The organism is Brakhagea slesvicensis, from assembly GCF_052161625.1.
Classification (GTDB): domain Bacteria; phylum Planctomycetota; class Planctomycetia; order Pirellulales; family Pirellulaceae; genus JBKCUI01.
The window spans coordinates 770,406-793,367 of record NZ_CP197412.1; the positions used below are offsets into that span (position 1 = coordinate 770,406).

Genomic DNA, 22,962 nt, shown 5'->3' on the forward strand with positions numbered 1-22,962 from the left:
GGAAATGCCCGTTGGCAAATCTGAGCACTCCTTGATGTCGCTACAATCCAAAACACGACCGATTCGTTGATTCGACCCCCACCCTTCCATCCCACCCCCACCATGACACCTTCTCCGAATTTGCATACCCCCTCTCGCCGCCAATGGATCTCGGGTGCAACCCTTGGTTTTGTGACGCTTCATTTGGTCGGTACCGACTCAATCCTAAATGCCACATCTTCAAGGTCGAAGAAAGCGGTTCGGGCTTATGTTGGGACTTTTAGTTCTCCCTTGAAGGATGTTTTGCCGACGCAAGTCGATTTGCCGCCGGGCAATGGCCGTGGAATCCATATTTTCGAGATGGATTCCGAATCCGGCGAGCTCAAGGAGATTGGAATTGCGGAGTTGGGGACGAGCCCAAGCTGTTTGGTCCTCGACAAAGCGGAGTCGTTTCTCTATTCGGCCAATGAAACCGATCGGGTGGGAGCAGAGAACCACGGCACCGTTTCGGCCTGGAAGATCGATTCTGAATCGGGATTGCTATCGCTCGTCAACACCGTTTCGTCGGGAGGCGCCGGGCCCACCTATGTAAGTTTGCATCCGAATGGCAAATTTCTATTGGTCGCAAACTACTTCGGCGGCTCCATCGCCGTCCATCCCATCCTGCCCGATGGTGCTGTCGGTGAAGCCGTTGACGTCCAAACCGATGAAGGGAACATCGGACCGACACGCGCCAAACATGCACCGAAGGGAAGCTTTGCCATAAGCGGTCACGATCGAACGCACGCGCACATGATCGAGACCGATAGCACAGGCAAATGGGTAATCCACTGCGATCTCGGGCAAGACCGCATCTACATTTGGCGATTCGACGCAGCGAACGGCAAACTAACCCCTGCACCGAAGCCCTTTATCGCGTTGCCACCCGGGGATGGTCCGAGGCATTTTCAATTCCACCCGAACGGAAAATGGTTCTATTCCATTCAAGAAGAGGGTTCGACGGTCGTCTTGTTCGAGTTCGATACCACGACCGGCGGCTTGGACGAGCGTCAAACGATATCGACGTTGCCTCCCAAGTTTGAAGGGAGCAATTTTTGCTCCGAGATTTTGGTCTCCCAGGATGGTCGATTTGTCTATGCAGGGAATCGATTGCACGACAGTATCGCCATCTTTCGCATCGGCGAGGTAGGCAAGCTGACTTATGTGGGGGAAGTCTGGACGCAAGGAAATTATCCTCGCAGTTTCACGATCGATCCTAGTGGCAATTGGCTGGTTTGTTGCAATCAGCGGAGCGACAACCTAGCTATTTTCCGAATCGATCGCACCAGCGGCGAGTTGGAGTTCAGTGGCAAGTTCGCTGCCGTCGGGAACCCATCTGTTGTCCGTTTCAGCAGCACATAGAGCGTTGCCCTAGGCTTTGGCGATTATGGCCATTGGCCAATTTCGAAGAGGGAGAGCCTACTAACGTGCGCGATGCGTTAGGCGATGCAGATCTGTTGAGGACAACAGATCGACTGTCGAGCAGTCGTCTCGACCGATTCTTTTGCCTGAAGGGCATGCACAACACAGCCTGGGGTAACACCCCAGGTTTCGGATCCCACACCTGATATTATTGGCTGAAGGCCATACACAAATCAGAGGCAGCCCGTGCCGCCGAGTTGTGTTATGCTTAGCCAACAGCCACGGGGCGATCGATTTCGAGCATGTCGCAGACGCGATCCAAGAGCTTGTCGGTCGTAAACGGCTTTTGCATGAAGTCGTTCGCGCCAGAGGCTCGCAATTCGGCTACGCGTTCGTGTTCGATCATGCCGGAGATGCACAGAATCTTGACCGAGTCCATGGTCCGATCGCTTCGGACTCGCTGGCAAACTTCTTTGCCGTTGATATCGGGAAGCATGACGTCGAGGACGACCATGTCAGGACGGAATTCTTTCACTTGCATGCCAGCGTCGAACCCGTTGTTGGCCGTTCGGATATCGAAACGGCCGTCCCGATCAAACATGTCGTACATCAAGTCCACGAGATCTTGATCGTCATCGACGATCAGAAGTTTCTTTTTGCCGCTTTCCAACGCGTCGGTGGGGATGCCATTGTCTTTCATGAAGACGAACAGTTGGTCGCGGGGGATGCGACGGAAGCGGCTGCCAGGGACACGAAATCCCTTGAGAGTGCCGTTGTCGAAGCAACGAATGATCGTCTGTTGGCTAACCTTGCAGATCTTGGCAGCCTCGCCGGTCGTGAAAACCGTTTTTGTACTGGACATAGGGGGAACCATCCTTCCTGAATGTTCTTTACTATATTGACGACGGGTCGCCAAGCTGACGTGCTCGGTCTATTCTGTGACCTTTCCTGGTCTTCCGAACTTACCGAGCCTACCGTAGTTGGGCGGAGAATATCGAAGCGGGGGAAACCGGGTCAAGACGGATTTCAAAAAGAGTAAACTTGGTAAATTCGTGGCTTTACGCGATTGGGGATTACCACGCGTTCTACATCAACTGGAAGGAAACCTTATGTCGTCGGAGCTTGTTTCGTGCCGCTGGGGCATTCTGTCTGCCGCATCGATCGCTAAAAAGAATTGGCGTGCGATCGCGCAGACGTCTCGCAGCTCGGTGGTAGCGGTGGCCAGTCGACGTCGCGAGGCGGCTGAACAGTTCGTTCGGGAATGCAGTCTTCACACCCCCCAGCGTCTAAGTGTCGACGCGATGGACTCGTACGACGCGTTGCTCAAGCGAAGCGATATCGATGCCGTGTATATCCCTCTTCCAACGGGGCTTCGCAAAGAATGGATTCTGCGCGCGGCTGAACACGGGAAACACATTTTGGCGGAGAAGCCTGCAGCCATCACAACCGAGGACATGGAGGAGATTCTCGATGTATGCCGTAAGAAGGGAGTGCAATTCATGGACGGGGTCATGTTCATGCACTCAACCCGCCTTCCCCAGCTTCGCGAGTCTCTCCTTTGTCCCGAATCGATCGGTACGATTCGTAGGATCGCTTGCCAATTTTCCTTCAACGGCGGTGACGAGTTTGCCAAGTCGAATATTCGCACCGATAGCAAACTTGAACCGTTTGGATGTTTAGGGGATTTGGGTTGGTATTGCATCCGTTTCATTCTTTGGGTGCATTGCTTTGCCATGCCGACTCGCGTTTCGGGTCGCACCCTCGCAACGCTTCAAGGAGCCGGGAGCGAGGATCAGGTCCCTGCAGAGTTCTCTGCGGAACTTGATTTCCCAGGGGGCTCGACCGCCTCGTTCTACTGCTCGTTCCTTACCGAGAATCAGCAATGGGCTCATGTGAGCGGAACCAAGGGGTATGCACGATTGGACGACTTCGTGTTGCCATTTTTCGGCAGCGAAGTGGCTTACGAAGTGAGCCAGCCTTATTTCAACGTCCAAGGATGTTCGTTTCACATGCAGCAGCACACGCAGCGATTCGCAGTCCGAGAATACGATTCCGGTTTCGCCCCGGCTCAAGAAATCAACATGTTTGAAACGTTTCAAAAGATTGTGGAGTCGAAGCAGCTCGATCCGACTTGGGGCGATATCTGCCTCCAGACCCAACAGGTCATGAATCAGCTTTACCAATCCGCAAAAAAACAACACGCTGAGTAAGAAGGCAAAACATGAGGGGAAATCGGATGCTTCGAGAATCGATCTTTACGTCGATCTTTACGTCGATCGTCACCTGGGGAACTGCCCTCGCAGTGGCCTGCTTCACTTCTTTTGCAGCGTGCCCTCGTGGATTTACCCAGACATCGGAACGTGCGGACATTGTGCTGCTCGATGCGAAAATCCATACGATGGATCCCGATCGACCGATTGCAGCGGCTGTTGCTATTCGAGGCCAACGCATCGTCGCCGTGGGGGACAACGATTCCATGCGGGATTGGCTGGGTGACGGAACCGAGGTCATCCGTGCGGAAGGACGGGTGATTCTCCCCGGCTTTAACGATAGCCACGTCCATTTTTTGCAAGGGGGGCAGCAGCTATCCAGTGTGCAGCTGCGAAATGCGGCGACGCCTGCCGAATTCCGAGAGAGAATCGAGGCCTTTTCCAAAGGCTTAGAAGCGGGCCGTTGGATCGTGGGAGGGGATTGGGATCATGAGAACTGGCCCGAAGGAAATTTGCCGCATCGCGATTGGATCGATGCTTTTACATTGGATCGGGGTGTATTCATCTCCAGATTGGACGGCCATATGGGTTTGGCCAACAGCTATGCCTTGAAGCTTGCGGGCATCGATGAAACCACCCCTGATCCTCCCGGTGGGACGATTGTACGCGAGCCAGAGACGGGAAGACCGACGGGGGTGCTAAAAGATGCAGCCATGAATCTGGTAACCAAGAATATTCCGGCGTTGAGCTGGGAGGCCAAACGGAGTGCAGCCAAAGCCGCGACGGAACATGCCGCCTCCCTTGGCGTGACCAGTGTACAAGACATGTCGGGAGAAGAGTATGTCCCGGTATTCCAGTCGTTGCGCAAAGAGAGGGAGCTGAAAACGCGGATTTATGCGGTAGCCCCGCTCCCGCAGTGGAAACGATCGGCGGAACAAAATCTGCGGGCTGCGATTGGAGATGATTGGTTGAGACGAGGAGGGCTCAAAGGATTCGCTGACGGAAGCCTGGGTTCGACAACCGCCTTGTTCTTTGAACCGTACTTGGATGAACCTCGGACAAACGGATTGCCAAGCGACGAAATGTTTCCCGAAGGGGCGATGTTGGAGCGGGTACGCGGCGCCGATGCTGCAGGCCTTCAAATTATGATCCATGCGATCGGCGATGCCGCGAACGAGACGATCTTATCGATCTACGAGCAGACTTCTTCTGCAGCAACCGATCGCGATCGACGGTTTCGTATTGAGCATGCACAACATTTGCGACTTGTGGATATACCGCGGTTCCAAACGACCAAGGTAATCGCATCCATGCAGCCCTTTCATTGCGCAGACGATGGCCGATGGGCTTGGAAACGCATTGGCGACGATCGAGCCAAGGGGACTTACGCGTTCCGCAGTTTGCTCGATGCAGGCGTCGTCCTTGCGTTTGGTTCCGACTGGAATGTGGCACCCCTTGATCCGATTGCGGGAATCGAAGCGGCCGTCACGCGAAGGACGCTGGACGGGAAGAATCCGAACGGATGGGTGCCGGAGCAGAAAATCACGGTGGAGGAAGCGGTAAGGGCTTACACCGTCGGTTCTGCGTATGCCGAGTTCGCCGAGAGCAAGAAGGGGATGATCAAGCCGGGGATGTTGGCGGATATAGTGATGCTATCGGACGATATTTTTGAAAACGGTTTCGACCGTTGGAAGACCACCCACGTCCGCTTGACCATCGTCGACGGCCGCATCGTTTTTGAACGCTAACGTCTAGCAGAAACAGTCGAGGACGACTGTTCGACAATGCAACAAGTCTGAACTCGACCAGGCGGAGGGCTCCCCGTGAGGGCATTGCTCAACGAGCGGTCGCTCGCTTGGGCAATCGATCCTGAAAGGATCGAAGCTTGTAGCCGGGGGTTGAGCGCAAGCGAAACCCCCGGCTAATGGCTCGAGTCCTTTCAGGACAAAAAGAGGAGAGCGTTCGACATCGTCGATCTGTTGTCCTCAACAGATCTGCATCGCCTCACACATCGCGCCAGTCAAGAATCTCTCCCCCTACGGCGCTCTCCCTTACGGTGCTAGGGAAAGGTGGCTTGGTCGATCGAACGGTGGTACTCGGTGCAGAAACAGTCGAGGACGACTGTTCGACGTCAGAATCGAATGGCTCACCGATCGAACCAGCGAATGAATCGCACTGGGTAGACGACCTCGCTCTCTTCCGACGGCCGTAAAATCGCAATATATGTAGACCACAAACGCAACCGCGTTCACGGAACTTGCGTTGGCGAAGCAAACCACAAACAGAAGGCTGCACCTGACGGGATACCCCATCATCGAAACCAGTCTGTCCCTTGCAAGGACATCTGATTGCATGTTTTTCACGTTGTTGTCGGGCATGACACAACCATCCTACCTAGAGAACAAAAAGGCCGGTCGGCATTCGGCACTCTCCGCCAAGCGAATAAGCCTTGCCAACCAGCCCTAAAATAAATCGCGTTGATTCGAATGGAATCAACACTTAAGTTTGCATTTCTGACAAACGACTATAGTGGTTTTGCGTCTTCGTTTCTAGACATCCGAAGCCCAAATCCGAATCCTGCAACGACAACGGACGCCAAAAGCGATTCTACGATTGAAGCAACAAGTATCGTCAGAGGTCCATAACCACCTAGCCACCTTAATGGAGTGAGATACGCACCGCATAAATACCAAAGCGCTCTCCATACTGAGGTTGAAGGTGTTGCAGCACCTCGATTCATTAAGGCAAATGAGGACATTGCCCCGAGCCCTAATGCCATCAGATTCAGCAATATCGCTAGAAATAGAAAACCAAGTAGTATCATTGCTGTCGAATGATTTGCTAACTTCATCATCCACCTTGCGCAGTCGGATTATAGTGAGGAAATCCATATGTCTCTTCTGGCACTCCCGTTACTTCGATGCCGGCGGCAAGTAACTCGTTTAGGATCAATTGGTGTACTTCAATGCTGTGCTGGCGATCGAGAGTGTAGTTGTAGTGCCCATTTTCTTCCGCATCATTGAAACCAGGCATTCCCCCCAACGCACCATGGGATGCATTGTAAGAAGGTCTTCTAATGTCAGTCGTAACATTCAATGGCGCAGCATGGATTCTGGTATCGTACGCCATTCGTCTGAAATACCAATAATCGACATTTGACCCTCCCTCTTTAGGACCGATTATTACTAACTTCTTGATGCCCGACTCAACTTCTGCAGTTGTCGTCGGAATTTCAGCAGCCATGTCGACCGGATCCATTAATAACAAGACTTCAACAGGAATCCCCATTTTGGAAAGTGAGTTAGATATCCACAATGCAGCCATAGCTCCTCGGCTGAAGCCGAAAATAGCGATCTTGGGCTTTTGGGTTGTCGAGTTGTAAAGCGAAGCAACTTGATCGAGAGTCTGCTGGTAGATAGCGTCAACGTTACCTCCCGTTACGCCGTCCGGCCCGTGTTTGTAAAACTCGAATTTAGCAGTAATATCTAAGTCAACTAGGTTTCGCGTATGCGAGTTCCACCGATCGGGATTGTATTTCGTTTTTGCATCTGGACCCGATAGCCATTCGCGAGAGTTCGTCCCGTCCACACCTACAATCAAGACGTTTTGTAGTCTTGCCAGCACACGAACCTGGTCAAGTGCAACGCTTTGTGACTGCCCGGCTTCAAGCACCCAGGAAATGGAGTACTGTGACTCAATCTCTACGTCTGCGTGGACATAGACGACAGATGGCCACTTTTGCGACTTGTTCCAACGGTAGGTTTCGACGATCCCTTTGTTCTCTGGCGTCGAAACGGAGTAAGCATCGACCAACCGCTCGGTCATCTCCTCATTTGCCCAGACTGTCAACCCAACAGGGACAACCAGTTTCGCAATATGACCTTGGTCGACTAGCTCTTCCGCAGCGCCATTCGCATCCAAAACCATTTGGGTTGCTTTGTTTGCTTTGATGGTAAGGATCTTGCCTTGACCTGTTACGTTTTCGATGGCGTCTTCGCTTGGGGTTCGATCAACGATATTGTTATTGTCGCTATCGATGTCCAAATCGAGGATGGGGTCCAGTGGGTCGGTCGCGTTGACGAGGATCGTGTCAAAGATTCCAGAGAACTGAAAGGTGGAATCGTGCCACTTCATAGCGATCGTCGATTGTCCTTCCGCAACACCCTCTACCCATAGCTTCGTTGGACTGGAAATCCCATTGAAGGGGATAATGGTCTGCTCCGATTTCACTTCGGACGCCGTCCCCTCCGTCGGTGTTGACTTGTCCTGTTGGAACCAAACGCGAACCCGCGTATTGTCGAACGAAAGGGTGTAGTAGCCAGTTTGTTCGGCTGTCATCTCTCCACCCTTGGCAAAGAGTTCGAGTTTATGAAGATCCGGGTCATTGAATCCGGAATCCATGTGGTCTTCTACGGAATTCGTGTTGTCATCGTCGTTGTTGACAATGAGCTGCAGTCCGGGGTTGTCCTCTTTTACTTCCGTCAGTCGGTTCGAAGCCGCATCGAATGCGTCCAGGTCCATAGTCCCCAGCTCAAGGCTCGCTTGGACGGAATCACCGAGTTGCGTGATAACCGTGTATTTCAAGCTATCCGCCCCTTCTGCGTCTGCATCCGGTGTGTATCGGATTTTTCCACTTTCGATGACCGCAGTTCCTTCATCGGGGGGATCGTTGATTACCAGTTTGGGTGCAGCGTTGAATTTGAGCAACCCATCACCAGCGATCGATTGCGATTGGGAAAATCCGTTGAAGCTCGGAAGGGCCAACTGGAAAGACCAATCGTGGGTGACGAACATCCCCGTCCCTTTGCCTAGCGACGCGACCTCAGAATCTTCCTCGATCACAACACCACCTATGAAATAAACATCATCGATTGTTGTGACACCGAACGCATTGCTGATCTGCACTTTACCACCTCCCCACCATGCCCATCGCATCGTGGCCGAGGCCGGCATCTCTTCGTTTTCCGAAATGCCGTCAGCTATCGCAGAGCAACCACCCTCGGGGAAGTAGGATCGCAATCCTAAATCATCGCGAAACTCCAAGCCAGTGATGGTAACAGTTGAAATCGCTTCTTTCTCACGCGTTGTAAACGTTGAACTTCCTTGGATGTTTTCAAACCAGTAGAAGGTATCGTCGGGATCTCCATTGATGGGGGAGAAAGTGAAACCGCTATTACCGCTGACTTGCACCGAAGTTGTGTGATCGAAGCTCTCGCTCGTGTGGATCGTATCATTTGCCAATATCGGGATCAAAGAGACTTCCGATTTTGGTCTCAACAGAAAGTCCTTGACAGCGTTCAGGCCAACACCATCGTCGTCGTCTGCGTCCGCATCACCGCACCATGAGTCTTGAGACAATCCGGTGGTGGGAGGAACAGGCGCGGCTGGAGGTGGTGGTGGTGGGGGCGCAGGTGCAGCCGGTGGTTCGACAGAGTCACCTGACCCTGTACTACCTCCTGTGCTACCTCCTGTGCTACCTCCTGTGCTACCTCCTGTGCTACCTCCTGTGCTACCTCCAGTGCTACCTCCTGTACTACCTCCTGTACTACCTCCTGTACTACCTCCTGTACTACCTCCTGTACTGCCTCCTGTGCTGCCGCCTGTGCTGCCGCCTGTGCTGCCGCCTGTGCTGCCTCCAGTGCTGCCTCCAGTGCTGCCTCCAGTGCTGCCTCCAGTGCTGCCTCCAGTGCTGCCTCCAGTGCTGCCTCCAGTGCTGCCTCCAGTGCTGCCTCCAGTGCTGCCTCCAGTGCTGCCTCCGGTACTGCCTCCAGTGCTGGACCCGTCGCCAGAACTTGTGTCACCGCCAGAACTTGAACCACCACCTGATCCATAGTCAGGGTAACTCCCCGATCCGGCGTCGGGCGTGCCTCCAGTGCCGGAATCGGGGTAGTCACCGAGACCATAGTCAGGGTAGCTGTCGGAACCTGAGTCGGGCGTGCCTCCCGTCCCAGAGTCGGGATAATCGCCTAATCCGTAATCGGGATAGCTGCCCGATCCAGAATCAGGCATGTCTCCGGTGCCAGAGTCTGGGTAGTCGCCGAGACCGTAGTCGGGATAGTCTCCCAGACCATAGTCGGGATAGCTGCCGTAGTCAGGATAGCTGCCGTAGTCGGGATAGCTGCCGGAGTCGGGGTAGCTGCCAAGGCCATAGTCGGGGTAGAGGCCACGCGAACTGTCTTGCGATGGGGAAGTACTCAACTCGCTTGCTGGGGAGCTCAATGTCTCCGATACCGAGTGGACGACGGCGGTCCAATCGGAGTAATCGAAGGATGAGTCACCGTTGACATCGAAGAAGTAGGACGAGTCGAAACGATAAGCGTCCGAGCCTCCCATTCCGTAAACATATTCCAATCCGTTGGCGACCAAGAGTGCGTCGGAGACGGCGACGGCACCATCGCCATCCACGTCGCTGGCTAGGTTCGCATTGTGTTCCCAAACCAATCCTGGCAAGGTATCGGCGGCCATCACGACGCGCGGTTCAAACGATTCCAGTTTGGGACGCCGAGAAGCAACTCGCTCTCGATAACGGGATCCCTGCGACTGGATGAAGAAACTTTTGATGGTGCGCACAGTCCAGGCGCAAACGACCATCCACAGACCACGAAAACGGGGCATGATTCGTACTCGCTGCTACAAGTAAAGAAGGGGCGTAAGGGCGTGAGTTAAACTCACAGCAACAGAATCAAATTATCGAGGGATGAAACGAACGCAAGAATTTGGCGCGAATATTTTTTTTGGAATTTTGGGAGCCTTGCCCGGCCGTAAACGAACCCCAATGGCCAGAACAAGAACTTCGCTGCAATGAATAGGGAATTCCGCGAGGCAAGCGTTCATTGCAAGCTGTCGATTTTTCTCGTTCTGGAACGGTCGAGGACGAACGTTCGACGGGGTCGATCTGTTGTCCTCAACAGATCCCTCTGTCGATCCTGAAAGGATCAAAGCTTGTAGCCGGGGGTTGAGCGCGAGCGATACCCCCGGTCCCCCCCACCCCTTCTTCTATCCCGAAGGGATTAAAGCGATGCGATGGCTTGATCGAGATTGGAGTTCCTGCGTGCGATCGAACGCATCTCGATTCAGAACGCGAAGATGTTCAGGCGTGAAGCTTGCATCCCGTCGGGATGCTCAATCCATGGGAAACCACCGGGGGTATCGCATACGCTCAACCCCCGGCTAATGGCTCAAGTCCTTTCAGGACAAAAAGAGAAGAACGTTCGACATTACACCACGTCCCACGCTCCCTGCTCCATGCTCCATGCTCCATGCTCCATGCTCCATGCTCCATGCTCCATGCTCCATGCTCCATGCTCCATGCTCCATGCTCCATGCTCCATGCTCCATGCTCCATGCTCCATGCACCGCTACGTACTTCCTCGGCGCTGGAACGGTCGAGGACGACCGTTCGACGTTGCTGCAAGGAGGGTAGGTGAGTTTCGTAGAGTCGAGTATGCTTTCCGACGACTCCTCCCCCGCCCCTGGTGGACTGCGTCCTTGCTATTTGGAACCGAGAATGACTGGAACGAACCAAATCACCCCAGGGGATAAGAGACCTTCGGGACTTTTCATCGCCGGGGGACTGGGGATTATTTATGTCGTTTGGGGGTCGACCTACTTGGCGATCAAGGTCGCGGTCGAGACGTTGCCTCCTTTCCTGATGGCTGGAGCACGATTCCTAGTCGCCGGTGCCGTGATGGCCATGATCCTTCTCGCTCTTGGCCGCCTCCGCGCGACAGGTCGACAATGGCTATGGAATGCGCTGGTTGGCCTTTTCATGATGGTCGGTGGAAACGGTTTAGTTTCCTGGGCGGAACAAACTATTCCCTCCGGCATTGCAACCTTGATCGTCGCATTCAATCCGTTGATGATGGTCACCGCCGAATGGGTGATTTGGGGACGAACCAAAGGAAGGATGGGAGCAAGACCGAATCGGACTGTTTTCGCCGGTCTGGCAATGGGATGCGTGGGACTGGCCATGCTGGTAGCTCCGAGCTTGCAAGGAACCGGTCCAGCCAGCTACGACTTGTTTCGCGTGGGCGCAATCGTCCTGGCCTGTCTAACTTGGACAATCGGTTCCATGATGACTCGCTACGGAGGCAATCCCGCAGATCCCTTTACCGGTGCAACGATTCAAATGCTTTGCGGAGGACTGTGGCTCATCGCCTTCGGAACATTGTTGGGGGAGATGCAGGATGTGCAGTGGAATCAATTCAGTCGCGAATCGATCTTGGCTTGGTGGTATCTGGTAATCGCCGGATCGCTTGTCGCCTTCACCACGTTTGTTTGGTTGATGAAGCACGCGTCGCCGACACTGATATCCACCTATGCGTATGTGAACCCCGTCGTTGCTGTCTTCTTAGGGTGGTTGGTACTGAACGAACGAATCGATGATTGGACCGTTGTATCGGCGGCGGTCATCGTCTTGGGAGTTGCGACGATCACTTGGGGGAAGAAGTAGCGAGTAGCGAGGGGCGAGGGGCGAGTAGCGAGGGGCGAGGGGCGAGGGGGTGATTAGCGGAAGGCGTTGCGGTAATGACGAGGACTGATGCCGGTGGCGGCGGAGAATTGTCTGCTGAAGGCCGCTTGGTCATAGAACCCACATTCGATGGCAATTGCCGACAAGGGTTTGTCGGTGTGGATCAACCTCGTTGCAGCTTGCTCCACCCGGGTCTTGGTCAGAAGTGCTCGAGGTGAAAGGCCGACGATGCCGCGCACTTTGCGCTCTAACTGACTCCAGCTATAGCCAGATCGAGCGACGAGCTCTTCGATACGAAGAGGTTGGGCGAAGTCGCGGTGAATCGTGTTGACAATTTCCGCTACGGGCCCCAAGTCCCCTTTGGTCTCTGCAAGATCGCGAGAAATACCCGCCAGCGCGATGACTTGCCCGTCCCTATCCAACACAGGGGTTTTTTGCGAGATGAACCAGCCCATTCCACCGTCCGGTTGGGTAATCAGCTCAATGCGATCGCGAATGGTAATCCCCTTCTCAAAGACTTCATCGTCCTGCTGCTCGTATCCCGCCGCCAGGATGGAGGGGAAAACCTCTTTCGCGGATTTCCCGACCAACTGTTCCGTCCGCCAGCCGCCGGCTCGTCTCGCAAAGGCATCGTTCACGATGACATAACGCCGTGATCTGTTTTTGATGCAAAACAAGACATCCGAAAGTGTGCCGAAAAGAGTCTCGGCGATAGCAAGCCCCGGCGATTGCTGAAGGAGCCACTCTCGGCCTTGCAGGTCCCCGGCTGGTGTCTTTTTTTTCATGGAGGTCACGATGAGAATCAGGAGAAGGAGGAAAACCAAAAGAGCGAGGTTGCTGCGGATAGCGAGCGAGCGAGCGTACGAGATTTTGTATTTTTTCGGCATGGGACGCAAACAAATTTTCCACGACTGGATTCCATGGGCCAGATAGAATCGCGGTTCGTTTGCATCTTGTCTTGTATCGGGAAATCGAATCGGTCTCGCGAAGGAGCCCTGGCATCGTGACAGCCCACCAGTCAAGTGACCATGTAGATGGACCAATCGGCTCGGACGATGCCATCGTCGTCCAGGCTTTGTCCCGCGCTGAGGCGCTGCTTCGCGCCGCACTTGCCCAACAGACGGTTCCGGAGAAGCAGGAAGCGGCGAAGCTGGGGCGGATGATGAACGACCCGGCCGGCAAGGCTTTTACGTTTGCGATGGTCGACGAAGTGTTCCGAAGTCACACACCGTCGAAAACGGCAGCATCGCTTCGACGCGTTGTAGAACAATTCGGTGCACCTCAGTACATGCCTTGGACGGACAGGCTTTTGATCCAAGCCGGTGCGTTTGCCAGTCGTTTCCTACCAGGTTTGGTAACACGCGGTGTTGCGAAGCGGATGCAGCAGGATAGCGCACGGGTCATTCTCCCTGGCGAGGCTGGGCCACTTCATCAGTATTTGACCCAACGATCCCAAGATGGCTTTCGCCTCAATCTGAATCACTTGGGAGAGGCCGTCTTGGGGGAACAGGAGGCGAAGCATCGAATGGACGCGATCTTATCGCATCTGGCCGACCCCGCTGTGAGCTACATCTCCGTGAAGATCTCCGCCATCTTCAGCCAAATCAATTTGGTCGCCTGGGAGGACTCGCTACTCACGATTTGCGATCGATTGCGAATTCTCTATCGCGAGGGTTTGAAGCGAGGCAAGTTCGTGAACTTGGACATGGAAGAGTACCGCGACTTGGCACTGACCCTTGCCGCATTCCAGTCGTTGTTGGATGAGCCGGAATTCCATCGCTATTCGGCAGGCATAGTTTTGCAGGCCTATTTACCGGACGCTTGGGATGCGCAGCGAACGTTGACCGCTTGGGCGCAGCGACGTGTTCAGAACGGTGGTGCGCCGATCAAGATCCGATTGGTAAAGGGTGCGAATCTAGCGATGGAAGCGGTCGAGGCCGAACTTCACGGCTGGCATGCAGCCCCATACGCGAGCAAACACGAGACCGATGCAAACTTCCGAAGGATGATGGAGTACGGGTGCCGCCCAGAACATGCCGCTGCAGTGCGATTAGGAGTAGCCAGCCACAATCTGTTCGATGTTGCACTTGCCTTGACACTCCGGGAGGCAAATCAAGTCGAGTCGTCGGTGGAAATCGAAATGCTCGAAGGGATGGCGAACCATCAAGCCAGAGCGGTTCGCGACGATGCCAAGGGGTTGTTGCTCTATGCACCGGCGGTGAAGCAAGAAGATTTTCTCAGCGCGATGGCTTATTTGGTCCGCCGATTAGATGAGAACACTTCACCCGAAAACTTTCTTAAGGACATGTTTGCTATTCGTCCCGGTTCGCCCGAATGGGAGTATCAAAAGAAGCGGTTCCTCGATGGATGGAAGAGTCGGAACGACGTCAGCGACCGCTCCAGGAGGCTGGCTGTGGCGATCGACGCGAGCCATTCCGTTCCGTTCTTGAACGAACCGGATACCGATTGGTCTCAACCACGCCATCGGGAGGAGTTGGCTCGCTACAGCGATTGGTCCCCGAGCGCACGCCCAAGTTTGCCTAGCCTGGATGCGATGTTGGATGCAGCGGTCGGGTCTCAAGCGAGTTGGGAGGGGATTGGCTTTGAAGCGCGCGGAGCGGTGATGAATCGATTGGCCGAGATCATGAGCCGCGATCGGTTCCAGACGCTGCAAGCGCTGCGAGTCGAGGGAAAGAAAGCGATTCCAGATGGGGACGGGGAAGTTTCCGAAGCGATCGACTTCGCACGTTATTACGCTCGTCATGCTCTTCCACCGGCGGGGGCGCATTCCCAGCCACTGGGCGTCGTCGCCGTCGTATCGCCGTGGAATTTTCCCTATGCCATTCCTGCAGGGGGAGTCATCGCTGCATTGATGGCAGGCAACAGTGTCGTGCTGAAACCAGCACCTGCCACGGTGGGCATCGCTTGGCATCTGGCGAATCAATTGTGGGAAGCGGGAGTTCCTCGCGACGTCCTCCACTTTTATCCTTGTTCGAACGCACAGGGGGAAGCATTCCTGACGGACGAACGAATCCACGCAATCGTATTAACAGGCAGCTACGAGACCGCCAAGTTATTTCATGGATGGAGGCCCTCAATACCACTTTATGCCGAGACCAGTGGAAAGAACGCACTCATCGTGACTGCTCACGCCGACCGAGATCTCGCGATCAAGGATTTGGTACGCTCTGCCTTTGGCCATTCCGGTCAGAAATGCAGTGCCGCCAGCCTCGCGATCTTGGAGGGAGAAGTCTATGACGATGAAGGCTTCCGACGCCAACTCCAAGACGCTGCTCGAAGTCTGGAAGTAGGCCCGACGAGCCGTTGGCAAAGCGTTGTCACACCGTTCGTCCTCCCTACGGCCGAGAAACTACATCGAGCCCTGACAACCCTCGACGAGGGAGAGACCTGGCTCTTGGAGCCCAAGCAACACCCCGATGCACCGAACCTATGGTCACCAGGTATCAAGCTTGGGGTCAAACCGGGTAGCTGGTTTCATCAGACCGAGTGCTTTGGCCCGGTGCTGGGGCTGATGCGTGCCGAGGACCTGGACGCGGCCATCGCCATGCAAAACGGCACCGATTACGGCCTCACCGCGGGGATTCATACATTGAACCAGGAAGAGATCCACTATTGGAAGGAACGGGTACAAGCTGGAAATCTGTACATCAACCGACCGATCACGGGGGCGATTGTGCAGCGCCAGCCCTTTGGGGGATGGAAAAAGTCATGCGTCGGACCTGGGGCCAAAGCGGGCGGACCGAATTATGTATGGTTGTTCAGGCAATTTGTCGACCCCTCCGAGTTTTCCGGTGCGAGCGAAGTCGATTATGAGCAAGCGTGGCGCGAGCACTTCTCCATGGAGCAGGATCCGAGCGGTTTGCGATGCGAATCCAATGTGTTTCGATACCGGCCGTCGCGCGGTGTTGTGTTGCGATTGGCACAGCGAGACTTGAAGACCTTGGAGCGTGCACGCCTTGCTGCCAAGGTGGCTCGAGTACCGCTCGAGATCAGCATACGCGAGGAGGAGACGGACGAAGCGTTTGCGAAGCGGTTGCCGGTGTTGGCGAAACGAGCGGAGTTCTTACGGACAATAGACATTCCTGCCGGCGAGATCCTGCGCATTGCATTCGACGCGGGTCTGCAGTGGATCCACGGCCCACTGGTATCGGCCGGACGGATCGAATTGACGCGATGGGTTCGGGAGCAAAGCGTTTCACAGACCTTGCATCGTTACGGGCAATTGCCAACCAAGGGGTGATCGCGGCCAGGGGTTGCAATCGCTCGATTGGGCGCGGTTCAAAACGAGCCTCTGCCATGTTGAGCAAACTATCCCTCGCTAACGCTTCGGGTTAGGATAAGCATTGGCTATCCCTCGCTGACGCTGCGGGTTGGGAATACTGCCGCGACGTTGCTGCTGTGCATTTCGCAAAGGAAGAAGGAACGAAGGAATATGAGTCAGACCACAATGGATGCCAAGTTGGATGGTGTTACGAATTCCGGTACGCCTTTGAGCACCAACGTCCACTTGATTCGTTGGGTACGCAAGATGGCTGCATTATGCAAGCCGGATCGCATCCATTGGGTGGATGGTTCGCAGGACGAATACGATCGACTCTGCAACGAAATGGTCGACAAAGGGACTTTGATCCGACTGAATCAAGACGAGTGGCCTGGGTGTTTTCTGGCCCGGTCCAACCCCAATGATGTGGCTCGCGTCGAGGATCGAACCTTCATCTGCAGCGCGTCCAAGGATGCAGCGGGACCGACCAATAATTGGATGAATCCGTTCGAAATGAAGAAAAAGCTGCGAGAGCTTTTCGATGGCTGCATGCAAGGAAGGACCATGTATGTGCTCGCCTTTAGCATGGGTCCGGTCGGGTCTCCGATGTCGCAGATTGGGGTTCAGCTGACCGATTCCCCTTATGCGGTCGTGAATATGCGAATTATGGCTCGCATTGGCAAGCCGGTGTTTGAGCTGATCGATCGAGCCGACAAACGCGTCGTGCCTTGTTTGCATAGCGTTGGGATGCCGCTCCAAGAGGGAGAATCCGATGTGGCGTGGCCTTGCAATCCCGAGAAATACATCGTGCACTTTCCGGAGACCCGCGAGATTTGGAGTTATGGATCTGGATATGGCGGGAATGCGTTGTTGGGCAAGAAGTGTTTTGCGCTCCGTATCGCGTCGGTGATGGCGCGCGATGAAGGCTGGATGGCAGAGCACATGCTGATCTTGGGAGTCGAGGATCCGAAGGGCAAGAAGACTTATGTCGCAGCCGCGTTCCCGAGCGCTTGCGGGAAGACTAATTTTGCCATGTTGATTCCACCCAAGCACTTCTCCGATCAAGGTTGGAAGGTGTGGACCGTGGGAGACGATATCGCTTGGATCAAACCGGGCGCGGACGGTCGGCTGTATGCGATCAATCCGGAAGCAGGTTTCTTTGGCGTTGCACCGGGAACGGGGGATTCGACCAATCCGAATGCCATGGCAGCGCTTCGCAAGAATACGATCTTCACCAACGTCGCACTCACTCCGGAGGGGGGGGTATGGTGGGAGGGTATGACGAAGGAACCACCGTCGGAAGCGATCGATTGGCAAGGAAATCGCTGGACCCCTCAACTGGCCAAAGAAAAGGGAATCAAAGCAGCGCATCCGAATTCCCGATTCACCGCCCCAGCCTCGCAATGCCCCACAATCGACCCCGACTGGGAGAAACCGGAAGGGGTCCCGATCAGCGCGATCATCTTCGGCGGTCGTCGCGCGACCACGATGCCCCTTGTGTATCAAGCGTTCAACTGGAGTTGCGGCGTGTACATGGGCGCGACGATGGGGAGTGAGATGACAGCCGCAGCCGCAGGAACGATCGGCAAAGTGCGGCGCGATCCAATGGCCATGTTGCCATTCTGTGGCTACAACATGGGGGACTACTTCCGGCATTGGATTCACATGCAGCGATCGCTCACCGAGACACCGCGAGTCTTTCATGTCAATTGGTTTCGCAAAGATGCGAACGGGGAATTCTTGTGGCCTGGCTTCGGAGAGAACATGCGAGTTCTCAAGTGGATTGTGGATCGCGCCAACGGACATGGAGTTGGCAAAGAGACGCCGATTGGCTGGGTACCTCGCTATGCCGATATCGATTGGACCGGCCTGGATTTCAACGAAATACGATTCAACGCGTTGCAGAAGATCGATCGCGAAGCATGGCGGCAAGAAATTCTGTCGCATGAAGAGCTGTTCTTTGATCTGAAAAGTCACTTGCCCAAAGAGCTAATCTACGAACGCGAACTGCTGATCTGCCGGATGTAAGGAGCAGGGAGCAGGGAGCAAGGAGTAAGGGGCAAGGAGCAGGGGCAGGGAGGTATTAGTATCCGTATTCGTGCGCTAGTACCCGGTTGGCGGAGAGAGCCGGTATCTCCCGTCCGAACACCGTTCGCATAACGGTCAACAACTAGTAGTACCTACCTAGGACGCTCCCTAAGCCACGCTAACTTCTTCCTTCAGGCGAAAGAAGCCGTCGAGACGACGGCTCTACATTGGGAATCCGTCGAGACGACGGTTTGACATGGGTCAATGGCGAACTTGGAGTCCTTGCGGTCTGCGAGAGGGGTATTTAGAGGTAGAAACGTTGGATTCGATTGTTGCCGGAATCGACGACGTAGATACGACTCTTGGTATCGACGGCGATGGCCCAAGGTTGATTCAGTTCACCGGGCTTGCTTCCCGCTTGCCCCCAGCTCGCTAAACTCTTTCCGTTCCGATCCAGCCGCTGAACGCGATGGTTGCCGTATTCACTCACCAACAAGTCGTCGCCGAACAAGGTCAAGCTGTACGGATATTTTAATTGCCCAAGCTCGCTCCCCTCCTCTCCAAACATACGGACGCACCGAGGCTTGTCGCTTGTCCAATCGATGACTTGCACGCGATGATTGCAAGCGTCCGCGACCCATAACCAACCTTCCGCATCGACGGCCAAGCTTTGAGGGCGGCTGAACTGAAGCGGCTCGCGGCCGTGTTCGCCCAAGCTGGCAATGTACTCTCCCTCCGGACTGTACTTATGGATGCGATCGAACTCGCCGTATTCACCCAGTAGAAACTCGCCGGAAGGAAGGCGAGCTGCGTCGGTAACGAACGCGAATTTACCGGGGCCGCTGCCGTTCACCCCGCCGATCGTGCGCTCTTCGAGCAGACTCCCTTCGGCCGTGTAGAACAAGAACCGAAAGTAATGGGTATCGGCCACGATGAGCGTCCCATCCAAGTCGATGCTGAGTCCGGTCGGTTTTCCTTGTTCGATTTCCGGCGTTTGCCAACCGCGGAGGAATGTCCCGTCTTCATCAAAGACTTGGATGCGTCCCGTTTTGTCGACTACAAAGCAACGATTGGCATTGTCGATCGCGATGGCGCGCGGCTTTTGAAATCGACCATCCGACATCCCACGTTGACCGATAATCGCATCGACTTGATAGGGAGTGTCGCTCTTTCGCCCGGGAATGCAGCCAGTCAGAATCGATTGCGTTGCCCCGATCGCCGTTGCACCCATCGCGCGAACGAGCCATTCTCTCCTTGTTGAGGAAGGGCTCCATTCATTCATGGTCGCTTTTCGATTCGGTATCATGGGGTGTTTTGATGGCTCCATGCAAATCCTTATATCCTACGCGAAACAACTGCACTGATGTTTTCTGACGCAACGATCAGCCGATTGCCCCTTTATCTTCGAGAATTGCAGCAGTTACAACGTGGAGGGAGTACTCGAGTGCAAAGCGGAGTTCTCGCGCGACGATTGGGGCTGAACGATTCGCAGGTGCGTCGAGACTTATCCGGCTTCGGACCCTTGGGACAACGAGGAGTAGGATACGAGATTCGAGGTCTGATCGAAACGATCCAAAACACCTTGGGGGGAAATCGATCTTGGAACGTCATCCTAGTGGGGGTTGGAAACCTTGGGACGGCATTATCGGGCTATCGCGGATTCGAGCAACAAGGTTTTCAATTGGTGGGAGCGTTTGACATCGATCCGAGCAAAATCGGCAAGAGGCTTGGCGAACTTGAAATCCAGCCCTTCGATACCTTGGAAGAATTCGTCGAGCGGGAAAAGGTGGAACTGGCAATTTTGTCGGTGCCGGCCCCCTCGGCGCCGACCGTTGCGAGACGATTGGAATTGGTCGGGATCACAGGCATTCTCAATTTTGCCCCGGTCACGGTGACCCCTCCCCAGAGCTCCGTAACAATCGTCAATGTGGACCTAGCTGTCGAATTGCAGCGACTCGCCTATGCCGTTTTGACGTCGAAAAAGGAAAACGAGTGAGAATACACCTCTCGGGAGGCTTCCACCTTCCTGTCCGATCATCGAGGGAGAGGAAAATAGGGAGGGCTCTGCGAACCAAAGTTGTGTATGCTATTTAAGGTCCTTTTCAACCGCCAAACCCGGACGGAACGACTGGTATGCCACCGCTACACAGAACCTTGTTTAGATCGCTTCACGCGTCGTTACTCGCTAGCTTGTCATTGGCCTTCGTCGGGATCGCGGGTCATGGTTCCGCTGGCTTTGGGGCCGACGAATCGCTTCGATTCAATCGCGATATCCGACCCATCCTCTCCGAATATTGCTTGGCCTGCCATGGTTTTGACGCTTCCAAACGGGAGGCCGGTTTGAGGTTGGATTCGTCGGAGGGAGCGACGGCCGAATTGGATTCCGGGGAGGTCGCGATACGGCCGGGGGATCCGGACGCAAGCGAACTGATCCAGCGCATCCTTTCGGAGGACGAAAGTTCGATGATGCCTCCTCCCGAATCGGGAAAGAAACTTTCGCCGGAACAAAAGGAACGATTGAAACAGTGGATTCGAGACGGGGCCCAGTACGAACCCCATTGGGCATTTGCGAAACCTGAAGCGCCAACTCCCCCCACCGATCCGAAACTGGCCGGCGAATTTGCCAATCCGATCGATGCGTTTATCCACCAAAAGCTGGCACAGCAATCGATCGAGCCCTCGAATCGTGCGAATGCGGAAACACTCATCCGTCGCGTCTACCTCGACTTGATTGGGCTTCCTCCTACCCCTGCCGAGATAGAAAACTTCAAAGCAGACTATGCATCGCGAGGTTTAAAGGCCTACACAGAACGTGTCGAGCAACTTCTCGAGAATCCGCATTACGGGGAAAAGTGGGGACGATGGTGGCTGGATCAAGCGAGGTATGCAGATAGTCATGGCTACTCCATCGATGCTCCGCGGTCGATATGGCCCTATCGCGATTGGGTGATCCAAGCGTTGAATCGGGACATGCCGTTTGACCAATTCACGGTCGAGCAAATCGCCGGTGATCTTCTCCCTCAAGCGACTTCCTCCCAAATCGTCGCGACAGGATTCCATCGCAACACGCAGATCAATCAAGAGGGTGGGGTCGATCCTGAGCAATTCCGAATTGAAAGCGTCTTCGACCGGGTCGCTACTACCGGTACCGTCTTTCTCGGGCTCACGGTTGGTTGTGCTCAATGCCACGATCACAAATTCGATCCCATCACCCAGAAGGAATACTACCAGCTTTTTGCCTTCTTCAATAACCAGGATGAGCCTGAGCATAAGCTCTACCCCGATGGTGTTGATCCGGCCGCTTTGAAAGCCGAGCGTGATTCGACGTTGCGTTCCCTGGATGAGAAGCTCCTTCCACTCGCCGAGACCATCGAACAGTGGGAAAAAGGGCTTGAGAAAGCCGAGCAGGAAAAGTTGCCCAAGCCGGTCAAAGACGCCTTGAAAGTCGACACCAAGAAACGCAATGCCGTGCAGCGCGCAGCGCTTTATACCGCCAGCCTCCAGGGAGAAAAGGAGGCCGAACCGATCGATTCTGCAATCCGAGACTTGCAGAAACGAATCCAAGAAATCGATCGGGAGTTGGCGATGGGGGTCTCGACGTTGGTCTTGAGGGAGAAGCCCGAGGGACGCAAGACGACCGTCTTCATCCAAGGGGATTTCACTCGGCCGGACGAACCGGTGCAGCCAGATGTTCCGAGCGTTCTTCATCCTTTTGGCCAGAAAAGCGAAAAGCCAAACCGCCTTGATCTAGCGCGCTGGATCGTCGATCGAGAGAATCCGCTCACGGCACGGGTTCTCGTCAACCGCGTTTGGCAAGTCTACTTCGGGCGAGGAATCGTCGAGACGGAGAATGACTTTGGATTCCAAAGTGCGGTCCCCACGCATCCGGAACTTCTGGACTGGCTAGCGATCGACTGGATGCAGGGCGGGTGGAGTTTCAAAGCCTTGCACCGAAGGATTGTGTGTTCGGACACCTACACGCGGAGTTCAGTTGGTCGTAGCGAACTGCTGCAAATCGATCGCGACAACTATTTGTTGGCAAAACAGCAGCGACTTCGGTTGGATGCGGAGTTAGTTCGAGACGTGGGATTGGCGGCCAGTGGATTGCTCAGTCCTAAGCTAGGAGGGCCCCCCGTTTTCCCACCCATACCGGATGGTGTTATGACGCAAGGGCAAGTCAAAAGGGAATGGAAAGTGAGCCCGGGCGAGGATCGGTATCGAAGAGGCGTTTACACCTTTATTTACCGCGCCACTCCGCCTCCATCGTTAAACGTTTTTGATGCCCCGGAGGGAAACAGCAGCTGCACGCGCCGCAATCGAAGCAACACGCCTCTTCAAGCCTTGACCCTCCTGAACGACTCCGCCTTCGTTGAGTTTGCGCAATCGCTTGCCAAGATCGTGGAACAGGATGGCGTGGAGGTTGCCTTTCAACGCTGTACGTCACGATTGCCAAATGAAGACGAAGTGGCGGTCCTTCGCAAGCTCGACCCCTTTAGCGCTGCGAGAGTTTTGCTCAATCTCGATGAAACGCTGACCCGCGAGTAATCGCGTGAAGGCAACCTCACGACTAACCAAGCCAACGGATCAACGCC

At 54.8% G+C, this 22,962-nt stretch carries 12 protein-coding genes; 8 read left to right on the forward strand and 4 right to left on the reverse strand.

Going from position 1 to position 22,962, the window contains the following annotated elements:
• Positions 1 to 102: 102 nt before the first annotated feature.
• A complete protein-coding gene (locus tag SH467x_RS03035) occupies positions 103 to 1,380 on the forward strand; it encodes a lactonase family protein (RefSeq protein WP_482369819.1) in 1,278 nt (425 codons plus the stop codon).
• Between the two features lie 268 nt (positions 1,381 to 1,648).
• Here the strand turns inward: SH467x_RS03035 and SH467x_RS03040 are convergent, their stop codons facing one another.
• Entirely contained in the window at positions 1,649 to 2,254 is a 606-nt protein-coding gene (locus tag SH467x_RS03040; RefSeq protein WP_482369820.1) for a response regulator, read from the reverse strand.
• Positions 2,255 to 2,489: 235 nt separating this feature from the next.
• Between SH467x_RS03040 and SH467x_RS03045 the strand changes: the two genes are divergently transcribed.
• Positions 2,490 to 3,590 carry a Gfo/Idh/MocA family protein gene (locus tag SH467x_RS03045; protein WP_482369821.1) on the forward strand — a complete coding sequence of 367 codons (1,101 nt, stop codon included), beginning with the start codon at positions 2,490 to 2,492 and terminating at the stop codon, positions 3,588 to 3,590.
• Positions 3,591 to 3,616: 26 nt separating this feature from the next.
• Positions 3,617 to 5,338, forward strand: coding sequence for an amidohydrolase (locus tag SH467x_RS03050; RefSeq protein ID WP_482369822.1), 1,722 nt, complete (start codon positions 3,617 to 3,619; stop codon positions 5,336 to 5,338).
• 1,102 nt (positions 5,339 to 6,440) lie between these two features.
• Here SH467x_RS03050 and SH467x_RS03055 read toward each other — a convergent pair.
• Positions 6,441 to 10,205, reverse strand: coding sequence for an Ig-like domain-containing protein (locus SH467x_RS03055; protein WP_482369823.1), 3,765 nt, complete (start codon positions 10,203 to 10,205; stop codon positions 6,441 to 6,443).
• 808 nt (positions 10,206 to 11,013) lie between these two features.
• Between SH467x_RS03055 and SH467x_RS03060 the strand changes: the two genes are divergently transcribed.
• The gene (locus tag SH467x_RS03060) at positions 11,014 to 12,042 is read left to right on the forward strand and encodes an EamA family transporter (protein WP_482369824.1); all 1,029 of its coding nucleotides are present in this window, start codon (positions 11,014 to 11,016) and stop codon (positions 12,040 to 12,042) included.
• Positions 12,043 to 12,095: 53 nt separating this feature from the next.
• On the opposite strand, the gene SH467x_RS03065 is transcribed toward SH467x_RS03060, so the two are convergent.
• A complete protein-coding gene (locus tag SH467x_RS03065; RefSeq protein WP_482369825.1) occupies positions 12,096 to 12,845 on the reverse strand; it encodes an AraC family transcriptional regulator in 750 nt (249 codons plus the stop codon).
• A gap of 218 nt (positions 12,846 to 13,063) precedes the next feature.
• Between SH467x_RS03065 and SH467x_RS03070 the strand changes: the two genes are divergently transcribed.
• Together SH467x_RS03070 and SH467x_RS03075 are read left to right on the forward strand one after the other, a co-directional pair.
• Entirely contained in the window at positions 13,064 to 16,321 is a 3,258-nt protein-coding gene (locus tag SH467x_RS03070) for a bifunctional proline dehydrogenase/L-glutamate gamma-semialdehyde dehydrogenase (RefSeq protein ID WP_482369826.1), read from the forward strand.
• Positions 16,322 to 16,513: 192 nt separating this feature from the next.
• The gene (locus tag SH467x_RS03075) at positions 16,514 to 18,370 is read left to right on the forward strand and encodes a phosphoenolpyruvate carboxykinase (GTP) (protein WP_482369827.1); all 1,857 of its coding nucleotides are present in this window, start codon (positions 16,514 to 16,516) and stop codon (positions 18,368 to 18,370) included.
• A gap of 304 nt (positions 18,371 to 18,674) precedes the next feature.
• Here the strand turns inward: SH467x_RS03075 and SH467x_RS03080 are convergent, their stop codons facing one another.
• The gene (locus SH467x_RS03080) at positions 18,675 to 19,676 is read right to left on the reverse strand and encodes an NHL repeat-containing protein (RefSeq protein WP_482369828.1); all 1,002 of its coding nucleotides are present in this window, start codon (positions 19,674 to 19,676) and stop codon (positions 18,675 to 18,677) included.
• 57 nt (positions 19,677 to 19,733) lie between these two features.
• Here SH467x_RS03080 and SH467x_RS03085 point away from each other — a divergent pair, with 57 nt between their 5' ends.
• Complete coding sequence (locus SH467x_RS03085; protein WP_482369829.1) at positions 19,734 to 20,366, forward strand: redox-sensing transcriptional repressor Rex; 633 nt, start codon at positions 19,734 to 19,736, stop codon at positions 20,364 to 20,366.
• A gap of 137 nt (positions 20,367 to 20,503) precedes the next feature.
• The gene (locus SH467x_RS03090) at positions 20,504 to 22,915 is read left to right on the forward strand and encodes a PSD1 and planctomycete cytochrome C domain-containing protein (protein ID WP_482369830.1); all 2,412 of its coding nucleotides are present in this window, start codon (positions 20,504 to 20,506) and stop codon (positions 22,913 to 22,915) included.
• Positions 22,916 to 22,962: the final 47 nt, after the last annotated feature.